At 58.5% G+C, this 8,246-nt stretch carries 13 protein-coding genes; 7 read left to right on the plus strand and 6 right to left on the minus strand.

Going from position 1 to position 8,246, the window contains the following annotated elements; translation table 11 throughout:
• Positions 1-261 precede the first annotated feature (261 nt).
• Positions 262-309 carry a hypothetical protein gene (locus AC1DPX_RS34905; protein WP_477242562.1) on the minus strand — a complete coding sequence of 16 codons (48 nt, stop codon included), beginning with the start codon at positions 307-309 and terminating at the stop codon, positions 262-264.
• Positions 310-536: 227 nt separating this feature from the next.
• Between AC1DPX_RS34905 and AC1DPX_RS34910 the strand changes: the two genes are divergently transcribed.
• The 3 genes from AC1DPX_RS34910 to AC1DPX_RS34920 all read left to right on the plus strand — a co-directional run bounded on the left by AC1DPX_RS34910 (position 537) and on the right by AC1DPX_RS34920 (position 2,257).
• Positions 537-1,037: a hypothetical protein gene (locus AC1DPX_RS34910; RefSeq protein WP_477242540.1), complete on the plus strand. Its 501-nt coding sequence runs from the start codon at positions 537-539 to the stop codon at positions 1,035-1,037.
• Positions 1,037-1,441 carry a hypothetical protein gene (locus AC1DPX_RS34915; protein ID WP_477242542.1) on the plus strand — a complete coding sequence of 135 codons (405 nt, stop codon included), beginning with the start codon at positions 1,037-1,039 and terminating at the stop codon, positions 1,439-1,441. Before AC1DPX_RS34910 ends, AC1DPX_RS34915 begins: the two co-directional genes overlap by 1 nt.
• 414 nt (positions 1,442-1,855) lie before the next feature.
• Positions 1,856-2,257 (plus strand): sunset domain-containing protein, encoded by a 402-nt coding sequence (locus AC1DPX_RS34920; RefSeq protein ID WP_477242544.1) that lies wholly within the window; start codon positions 1,856-1,858, stop codon positions 2,255-2,257.
• A gap of 444 nt (positions 2,258-2,701) precedes the next feature.
• Here the strand turns inward: AC1DPX_RS34920 and AC1DPX_RS34925 are convergent, their stop codons facing one another.
• Positions 2,702-3,202 (minus strand): hypothetical protein, encoded by a 501-nt coding sequence (locus AC1DPX_RS34925; RefSeq protein WP_477242546.1) that lies wholly within the window; start codon positions 3,200-3,202, stop codon positions 2,702-2,704.
• On the opposite strand from AC1DPX_RS34925, the gene AC1DPX_RS34930 reads away from it, so the two are divergent.
• Positions 3,196-4,332, plus strand: coding sequence for a helix-turn-helix domain-containing protein (locus AC1DPX_RS34930; protein ID WP_477242548.1), 1,137 nt, complete (start codon positions 3,196-3,198; stop codon positions 4,330-4,332). The genes AC1DPX_RS34925 and AC1DPX_RS34930 overlap by 7 nt on opposite strands.
• A gap of 4 nt (positions 4,333-4,336) precedes the next feature.
• Positions 4,337-4,780, plus strand: coding sequence for a hypothetical protein (locus AC1DPX_RS34935; protein ID WP_477242550.1), 444 nt, complete (start codon positions 4,337-4,339; stop codon positions 4,778-4,780).
• 88 nt (positions 4,781-4,868) lie between these two features.
• On the opposite strand, the gene AC1DPX_RS34940 is transcribed toward AC1DPX_RS34935, so the two are convergent.
• From AC1DPX_RS34940 to AC1DPX_RS34950, 3 genes are all read right to left on the minus strand, one after another.
• Positions 4,869-5,246, minus strand: a complete 378-nt coding sequence (locus tag AC1DPX_RS34940; RefSeq protein WP_477242552.1) for a DUF1515 family protein — start codon at positions 5,244-5,246, stop codon at positions 4,869-4,871.
• Between the two features lie 160 nt (positions 5,247-5,406).
• Positions 5,407-5,700 carry a hypothetical protein gene (locus AC1DPX_RS34945; protein ID WP_477242554.1) on the minus strand — a complete coding sequence of 98 codons (294 nt, stop codon included), beginning with the start codon at positions 5,698-5,700 and terminating at the stop codon, positions 5,407-5,409.
• Positions 5,697-6,548, minus strand: coding sequence for a glycoside hydrolase family 108 protein (locus tag AC1DPX_RS34950; protein WP_477242556.1), 852 nt, complete (start codon positions 6,546-6,548; stop codon positions 5,697-5,699). Before AC1DPX_RS34950 ends, AC1DPX_RS34945 begins: the two co-directional genes overlap by 4 nt.
• Between AC1DPX_RS34950 and AC1DPX_RS34955 the strand changes: the two genes are divergently transcribed.
• Positions 6,547-6,798, plus strand: coding sequence for a hypothetical protein (locus AC1DPX_RS34955; RefSeq protein WP_477242558.1), 252 nt, complete (start codon positions 6,547-6,549; stop codon positions 6,796-6,798). The two genes, AC1DPX_RS34950 and AC1DPX_RS34955, sit on opposite strands and share 2 nt — an antisense overlap.
• A 9-nt stretch (positions 6,799-6,807) precedes the next feature.
• Complete coding sequence (locus AC1DPX_RS34960) at positions 6,808-7,893, plus strand: FkbM family methyltransferase (RefSeq protein WP_477242560.1); 1,086 nt, start codon at positions 6,808-6,810, stop codon at positions 7,891-7,893.
• Positions 7,894-8,113: 220 nt separating this feature from the next.
• Here the strand turns inward: AC1DPX_RS34960 and AC1DPX_RS34965 are convergent.
• Positions 8,114-8,246 (minus strand): transposase domain-containing protein (locus AC1DPX_RS34965; RefSeq protein ID WP_477238855.1); only part of this gene is annotated, 133 nt, incomplete at its 5' end.

Raw genomic sequence — 8,246 nt, forward strand, 5'->3', positions numbered from 1 at the left:
CCAATACCCCTGCTCCCGATATCTCGTCCGCGCTCGACCTCATCCTTTTAACGGAGGACGACAACATTGAGGACCGTGTCAGACGAACGGAGAGACTTGGCATCGTGGTCGTCGTTATCATGGCAATCGGCCTTGCCTTCGCGCCGGCTCTGTTTGTTGCATTAACCCTCGGGATATAGCGCCGACTAGAACCGAAGGATTACTCTTCCCCCGCCGCGCACAAGCGCCAGATATCGCCCCAATAAGCCGTAGCGAGCGACGTCAGGGCGCCGCCGCCATACAGGTGACACCGAGGGCGCCAAGCCCCATCAGCTTCCAGCGTGTCACCTCAGCGGCCACTTACTCGATGCTCGTCATATCGGCGGAGGACACGACGGCCTTCAAACGCGTCGCGAATAACCCCGTATGTCCTTTGATTTGGCAAAGCACATAGATTTCTGGTCGATTCCGCTGAAATTTACCAGAACAACGGTCATCCCTTGCGCAAATAATAACTTTAGGAGATGCTGATTTTACGCCTTGGGAGGGCTGGGGATATGAACAGAAATATGCTAATGGCACTAGTTGCCATTGCACCGCTGTGCGGGTGCCAAACAAGCAATCAAGCCGACTACATGCAAATAGGCTACGGGCCAAGTTTCGACGTCGCCCATGCTCAGTGCGAAATGCAAAAAGGTTCGGTTGATCAAGGCTATATTGCTATCGGATCGCCAGGCTTCGTTGCGGGGGCCGGAATCGGCAATGCACTTGGCAACCTAGCCGCCGAAGATCAATACATGAAGAACTGCCTCATCCTGAGTGGATGGAAGCGCGCGCCGCACGGCCAAAGCGCCGCGGCTGCCTCAGCCGTAGCCGCTGGTACGCCGCCGACACCCTACGGGATACAGCGCGCACCTGGCAGTTGGATCAACACGGCGCTGCTTGACTGGTCGGACGCGAACAACAAATGCGTCGCTGGCGACAAGGCCGCATGTGGCACTCGCGCGAAGCTTGGCGCTCGGCTTAGGGCGGCCGGTGTCAACCCGGCGCCGGTCTGATGTTCCAAATTGCCCGTCCCGGAATGATGATTTGTCAGGGCGCCATGCTCGCAGTCAGCGGGTGCGGCGCGGACTACCTTAACCATTACGATACCGTCACGCTCGCCGCCGGCGACGCCAACCGGGCGAACAGCCTCGCCCAGACCGTCGACCCGTTCAATCCGAATAGCCAGAATACGCACATTGAGAGCGATGGGCAGCGGATAGTGGGTGTCGTCCAACGATATCGGGGGACGACCCTGGCGCCCGCCCCACAGCCCGGCATCGTGGTGAATGTCGGCGCCAGCGACCAACACCCCTGCGACCTACGAACACAAACTGACAGCGCGGGTAGGACGTGCGGCGAGCGAGCTGCTGAGGCGAAGCCAGGCGGTCGTACCGGCCACGAGACGGAGTATCAATGAGTTCAGGAGCAAACGCGGCACAGCCGGCGGGTTGTGGAACGGTTATTGGCCTAGCCATCGTGCTGTTTCTTGGTGTGAAAGCGTGCGGCGGTGGCAGCGGATCGTCAAGCGAGAGCTCTGCTGAAGCGGCCGAGGAGCACCGAAAGGGATTCCACTGCCTTTCTGCCTGGGATGGGTCAAACCGGGATCTGGTTGCTCGGGTCAAAGCTAAGCTTCGAGACCCGGGGTCATTCGAACATGTTGAAACTCGGATCGGTCCGGTGGATGGCGACGACCGGCATCGGGTGGTCATGGAATATCGGGCACGGAACGGGTTCGGTGGCATGAACGTGGAATACGAAGAGGGATCGATCAGGAATTCGGATTGCCACCTAATGTGACTAGGGCGGCCTTGGTAGAGGACAGAGGGCACCGTTGAGCGAAGCCGACCATCACAAAGGCGCGGGCCGGGCCTACACGTGGCGTAAGAACGCGCGGAGCCGTCGGCGGAGTTGGTGGCGACCCCAATACCTGTTCGCACTGGTGATGGTTCCTCTTGCGGCTGTTCTCACGGCAAGCCCGAGCAGCCTCGAGACTGTCGCGAAGCTCATTCCGGCCGAATGGCTTGGCAGCATAGACGTTCCCGATCCGTCATCTCTGCTCGCCAGCGGCTGCAGCATCAAAGGCAACATTTCTATCAACACCGGGGAGCGGATTTACCACGTGCCCGGCCAGGAACATTACTGGGAGACGAAGATCAGCCCCCAGTATGGTGAGCGGTGGTTTTGCACCGAAGAAGAGGCGCGTGCCGCCGGCTGGCGAAAGGCGCGTCGGTAAAATGCTGTTTGCCTCACGGTTCATTTTGCACGTTGAGTGATACCACTCGCGTGTTTGCCAGATGACCCGAGACGGGTGAAGGCCCTCGCCCGCAACACTCGCCAGATAAGCTAAAATAGTTCCGGAACTTTTGCCGCGGCGCCGTATTCGGTCGAGCATGAAGAGCGATCCCGAAGGACGCGCCGCCTTGCGGCTGATCAGGGAGACGGTGGAAGAGCATTGTGCGAAGAGATGGTCAATGGGCCTACGGTCCCAAGTTGATGGGCGAGGCCGAGGCGATCGCAGCCGGCATCGTAGCGACAGTCGCGAAACTCCAGGTTCAGGCGACCTTAAAGCCGCCTGCGCCGAGCATCAAAGCATTCTAGAGCGCAAAAAAGGCCCGCGCTGCGCCGAAATTGGGACGTGGAAGGCGAGCAATCGGGAGATTTTCTAGGGACCCAAGTGTTACGCGATGGAGTCTTTCTTGAGCAAATCGATCTTTTCCCACACGTCTTTATAGACAAAGTGCCCTCTGATATACATGATCAGAATAGCGAGTGGGAGGGGAATGAAATGTATAATGGTTGTAAAGAGGGCAAGTGGTTTGCCCATGCAAGATTGGTCCACAGCGGCATAAAACGACCAATATAGCGCTCCGAGCGCGAACAAAAATGTGACTGCCGCGCAAGATTCAACCCAAGTGGCTAGGCTATCGTCGTTAATGACGATCTCTCTTTTCGCCGATTCCAAACGGGCCCGAAGGCTGTTTGCTGACGAGGGGTCTCGGACCTTTCTGGCTCCGATCAGCGTTTCGATTGCCGCGACTTGGCGAGCAAGTGGTGCTCGAGGAACGATTGCCAGCTCCTTAAAAATCGACGATGCCAGATTTATTCCGAACGCGAGTTGCAACAATCCGGAAAACTCGTTGAGACGAAAACACTCTGCTGCGAGCGATTGAGATGTCATTGAAACTTACCCCACGACCTTCAACAGTTAAAACCATCCGTCGTGCACGGCAATTGTCAATTGAAGCCGTGGCCAGGGAGGCGAATATCACGCCCGACGCGCTGGCTGAGATTGAAACGAATCCCACTGACGTCACCAAGCGGGTAGCGTTTGCACTCGCTTCCGCGTTGGCTGTGCCCGTTCAGTTCTTGTTCGCTGCGGAGGTGTCGATCGATGCGAGCATGCCTGATTTTCGCACCACTAATAATAGACCGGCGATCCTAACATCGGCGGGACTGGCGCGCATAGCGCGCGCCCGTTCTATCGTGACCTACCTGGCGGATGACGCGTTCGATGATTGGAACAAATTCGCAAACACACACAGTATCACTGTGAATCAGCATGTGGCAGCGCAGAAGCTGTTGCAGTCGCTTTACGTCCCGATCCGACGCGCCGACGGGTCGGTGGATCCAACGCTGACGTTCCGCGAGACTCGCGTTTCGCTCGAACGGGAGGGCGTCATCGTGCTCTGTGACCGGGTCGCCGACCCGTTTCGTGGATTTTGCTACGCCCCGCCTGGCGAGTTTCCGATCATCTTCGTGAATACAAGTGGTCAGCGTCCCGCCACGAAGCTGTTCACTCTAATGCACGAAGTCGTCCACGTCCTTCTGGGCAAGACCGGTGTCTCGGACCCCGCCATAATTAACAACGAAGTCGAAAGGTTCTGCAACTCGGTGACGGCGTCGGTCATGATGCCTCAAGATCAGTTTTCGCAGGCATATAGCCGCGTCGCGTCACGCGATCCGAGGACTGCGGTCGACATTCTTTCCCGGCGTTTTGGTGCAAGCAAGCAGGCAAGCGCGCTGCGCGTCTCTGACCTCGGCTTGAACAAGGATTTCTACGCGGCATGGTCGGCGACGCTCCCCTCCAAAATTCCGACGATCGACGACGAGGATGAAGGCGAGGAATCCAGCGGTGGAGGCGGAATAAGTTCGCAAATCGCTAGATTCGGATACCTTCTACCTAACATGCTTATTGCTGCGGTCGACAAACGCGCAATTTCGCAATTTGATGCATTTCGGCTGACAAATCTAAAACCCAGCACAATAAAGCAAATTGCTTCGCGCGCCGTTGGCCGTCTAGGTCAATAAGAGCATGACCTATAGCGGTATCAAGTTCGTGATGGATTTGGAGGCTTGCCTTTTTTACAGYGATGCGGGCGGCAACCTCAAAGCATCGCTTTTTGAGAGAGCGAAACAAGAACGCATTGCTGTAACTAAGGAAGTATTCGACCAGGTACGCGGGTTTGATAAGGACTTGGCTGACGAAATAAAAGCGTCGGCCATAGAGATTGTCGAACTGGATTCGGACATTTACATCGCCGCTGGCGCGCTGAACGAGATTTACATGACATCGGGCCACCGCCTGAATGCTGCCGCCAACGAAAAGGTGCCCGTAATTGCCCTGGTTCACTGCGCCCAAAACGGATCGAAGCCGCCTTGCCATCTTGTCTCCAACGACACAGGTACCCACTCGTCGTCGATGCGCAGCCTGTGTGCGGCTCTCAGCATCCCCTTTTTGGAGGTGACTAAATTCTGACGAATGGCTCGCCCTGTAAGGGTAGCTTCAACGCAAAAATGGACCCCACCGGCCTAAGCCGGTGGGGCGACTGGAAATGATAGCGCGATCAGGCGCTGCGCAGGACCTTCAGGATCGCGTCCCACCAGTAGACGATATAGCCAACGGCCACCCCGCCGAGCGCGGTGCCGGCTATACCGGCCACGAACAACGCGCCGACGCCGCGCTGCTTCCACTGCTTCACCTCGTCGGTGACCACTTTGCTGTCGGCGACATCTTCCTTCATCGTCTCGACGCTGCTCTTGATGTCGCCGACTTCGCCGACCAAGTCATCGACACGCTTGTGAATCACGGCGCGATGCTGGTCAGCACGTTGATTGCTGTCTGATGCCCGCCGGTCCGATTCCTCGATCGCCTTGACGAGGTTCGCGACGGAGGCTTCAAGCGAGCCTATGGCCTTGTAAATCTGGTTGAGGCTAGCGGTCATCCGTGCCTACCCTTTCAACTGGGCTCGGCGCGCCGCGCTGGCCTTGGTGTGCAGATCGCATTCCGCGCGGGTGTAGAGCTTCACCGCGCAGCCTGGCGCTACGGTTCGGTCGATCCTGTTCTGATCGGCTACCGTCTTGCCCTGTGCACCGGGAAGGCTGCTACCGAGGGCCGAGCGTAGCGGCGGTACACCGCTGACGCCCGAAGTCGTACACGCCGCCAGCGTCAATGCACTCGTCAAGAGACATGCGAGCCCCGATCCCCTTGCGTAACGCATCCTGATTTCCCTTCTCAGTCTTGGCGCGAATCTCGTCGGCGCCCTTGTGCTTGATGAACTCGTAAACCCCGAGCGTCGTGCCCGAGGCTACCAAGGCGATGACCGCCCACACGATGACGCCGGCGGCTAGGCGCGAGACGCCGAGCCGCCCGACAAGAAGGGCGATGAGGAAGCTCATGCCGGAGCCGTTCCCAAGGCGGCCGCGAGGTGCTTCGCCTTGCGGTTGGCGTACCAGCGATAGCCGAGCCCGCCGATCGCCAGCACCGCGCTTGCGAGTGCCACGACCACGACCACCTTGCCGATCCACTCGCCGGTGTAGGACATCGGCGACAGCTGGTTCTGCAGATCATAGAGGTAACCGGACAGACCGAGGCCACCGGTGCCGGCGCCAGTTGCCAAGTCCGCCGGCGCGGTCGACGGTGCGGCGTTGGCATCATCGACAAAGGCTTTCGCTTGGCCGCCGTCGACGAAGTTGGCCCCCTGTGGCACCTGACCGGTTGCCCATGCTTGGCCGATCGCGCGAACCTCCCGAACGCGAGCCGTCCAGCCCTTGCCGAAGGTTCCGAATGTGCCGAGGTGCTTTAGGAACGCCATGCGGGCGTTGCAAATGCGATCGATCAGCGCGTCGTTGTTCTCGTCGGCCTTCAGAGCGGCCAGCGTCCCCATCCCGAGAACGCCGTCTATGGGGCCAGTGTAGACAGGCCGCAGTGCCTGCCGAAGCCACATGATCGAGCGGCCGGGGCCAGAGTTCACCGCGCCGTCGAACACCACGTAATCGACGCCTGCCGGCAGATCGTCACCCCGAACCGCGTCCCAATACTGCCGGTCATAGATGGCGTCGAGCTCGTCGGTGGTGATGCTTTCCACCGAACGGGTGGCAAGGCCCTTGCCCTTCCGGTAGCAGTCATAGACACGCTGGGTAACGCCTTTCATCGTCGGGCCGCCGCGGTCCGACGGATAGTTCGAATAACCGCCCTCATGCGCAAGCACGCGGGCAAGCGATTCCTTTTCACGGGAAACAGCCATGGTGTTGTCCTTTCAGGTGATGATTGGCTATGGTCTCGCCATGTCAGACCGAAGAGACCTAGTGATCCTTGCTGCGTCGTGGGCGAAGCACAGTGAAGAGTTCCGCGCCAACGTGATCAGCAGAGCAGGCGAGATACAAACTGCAGATGGCGGCGTGCTGAAACTTGTTGATGGTCGGTGGGAAGTTCTGTCAGGTGGCGATAGGCACGAAGCCGAGCTTGTATTGAACGCTCTGCGGAAGCCAAACTGAGGACTGATCATGCTTCGAGAAATTGCACGCAACACTTTGCCATTTCGGCTGCGCGTTGCCATGCGCAAGGTCTTCCCGGTTGACCCGAAACGATTGGCCTTGGCGGAAAATGCGACGCGGATCAGGGCCGCAGACTGCACCCAAGCCTCACCTGCACCCAAACAGGAACCGCCGAAGATGGCCGACTCTGCCGCCAATCTGTTTCGCCTCGCCTATGGAAACGAACCCGACCCCAGCGCGAGGCAGAAGCTTGATTTCGTGAAGCCCGACATGACCTTATCGGGCCTGCGCTCGCTCATCTCCGTCTTTGACCGGCAGACATACCCAACTTCCGTTTCCGTGCGCTTCGCCAAGAGCGAACTCGCCTGCGCTGAACTAGAGGGTGTCAAGCTATGGCTCGATCGCTCCGACTATGCCGTCTCTGCCGCCGTCATCAACCACGGCGCATACGAACCGCATATGGTGGCGTTCCTGAAGGAACATGTCGGCAAGGGCATGACGGTTGTCGACATAGGCGCCAATGTCGGCATCTTCTCTATGCTGGCGGCATCGCAAGGTGCGAAGGTTTTTGCATTCGAGCCCAACACCGAAAACTGTCGCCTGATCCTCATGAGTGCGGCGGAAAACGGCTTCGATGTGAAACTATTCCCGCTCGCTTTGTCAGACGAAGCTGGCGCCCTGTTCTTCACCCCTCACATCGGTAGCAATGGCGGCTTACTGCCGACTCGCGTCGAGACGCTTTCGAACCCCAATTGCATCGTAGTGCCCGCCATGAGGTTAGACGACCTCATCTTTGAAAAGATCGACGTCATCAAAGCTGACGTAGAAGGAGCTGAATACCTTGCCCTCAAGGGCGGCGAACAGCTTATCCGCGAATACAAGCCGATCATCACCATTGAACTTTCGATGGAGATGATTAGGCGCGTCTCTGGTATCGACGGTATCGAGTTCATCCGGTGGATACTCGCCTTGGGCTATCGCGGTTTCCTGATCGGCAGGAACGGGCAGAAGACAGCGATAGAAGATCTTGATGCCTTTGCCGCAGATTGGGGAGACTTGTGGCGCATCGAGGACATCGCGTTCCTCCCCGTCTAGTTCCACTGACCAGCAGCATTCGCCGGGCCGGTGCCCAGCATTCGAAATAGGCGTCAAAACCAGTTGGGTATGATCGCCGCTGGAGGCTGCGAACGCGCTGCGAAAGCCGATTTGGCCGGTTCCCTTTCTGATTTGAGAACGATCGCAAGCGCTCGCACGAAGTTGTGGCGGGGGTTGCATTGAGGCGGAGAGTGGCGCTAGACCAGCGTAACCGCTGTTCTCAGGCCACGGCCTTGAGTGGCGCGGTGGCATAGGCCCAGGGCAGCAGGTCGTCGAGCTGGCTTTGCGGATGGCCTGCGACGATGCGGGTGATGACGTCGGCAAGGTAGGCGTACGGGTCGACGCCGTTGAGT

This window comes from Mesorhizobium sp. 01N446 (genome assembly GCF_056399285.1).

What these genes read in the sequence shown, in the direction of transcription:
- AC1DPX_RS34930 (WP_477242548.1), top strand. Translation starts at nt 3,196, where the DNA reads ATGTCATTGAAACTTACCCCACGACCTTCAACAGTTAAAACCATCCGT.
- AC1DPX_RS34945 (WP_477242554.1), bottom strand. Translation starts at nt 5,700, where the DNA reads ATGAGCTTCCTCATCGCCCTTCTTGTCGGGCGGCTCGGCGTCTCGCGC.
- AC1DPX_RS34950 (WP_477242556.1), bottom strand. Translation starts at nt 6,548, where the DNA reads ATGGCTGTTTCCCGTGAAAAGGAATCGCTTGCCCGCGTGCTTGCGCAT.
- AC1DPX_RS34955 (WP_477242558.1), top strand. Translation starts at nt 6,547, where the DNA reads ATGGTGTTGTCCTTTCAGGTGATGATTGGCTATGGTCTCGCCATGTCA.
- AC1DPX_RS34940 (WP_477242552.1), bottom strand. Translation starts at nt 5,246, where the DNA reads ATGACCGCTAGCCTCAACCAGATTTACAAGGCCATAGGCTCGCTTGAA.
- AC1DPX_RS34915 (WP_477242542.1), top strand. Translation starts at nt 1,037, where the DNA reads ATGTTCCAAATTGCCCGTCCCGGAATGATGATTTGTCAGGGCGCCATG.
- AC1DPX_RS34925 (WP_477242546.1), bottom strand. Translation starts at nt 3,202, where the DNA reads ATGACATCTCAATCGCTCGCAGCAGAGTGTTTTCGTCTCAACGAGTTT.
- AC1DPX_RS34910 (WP_477242540.1), top strand. Translation starts at nt 537, where the DNA reads ATGAACAGAAATATGCTAATGGCACTAGTTGCCATTGCACCGCTGTGC.
- AC1DPX_RS34960 (WP_477242560.1), top strand. Translation starts at nt 6,808, where the DNA reads ATGCTTCGAGAAATTGCACGCAACACTTTGCCATTTCGGCTGCGCGTT.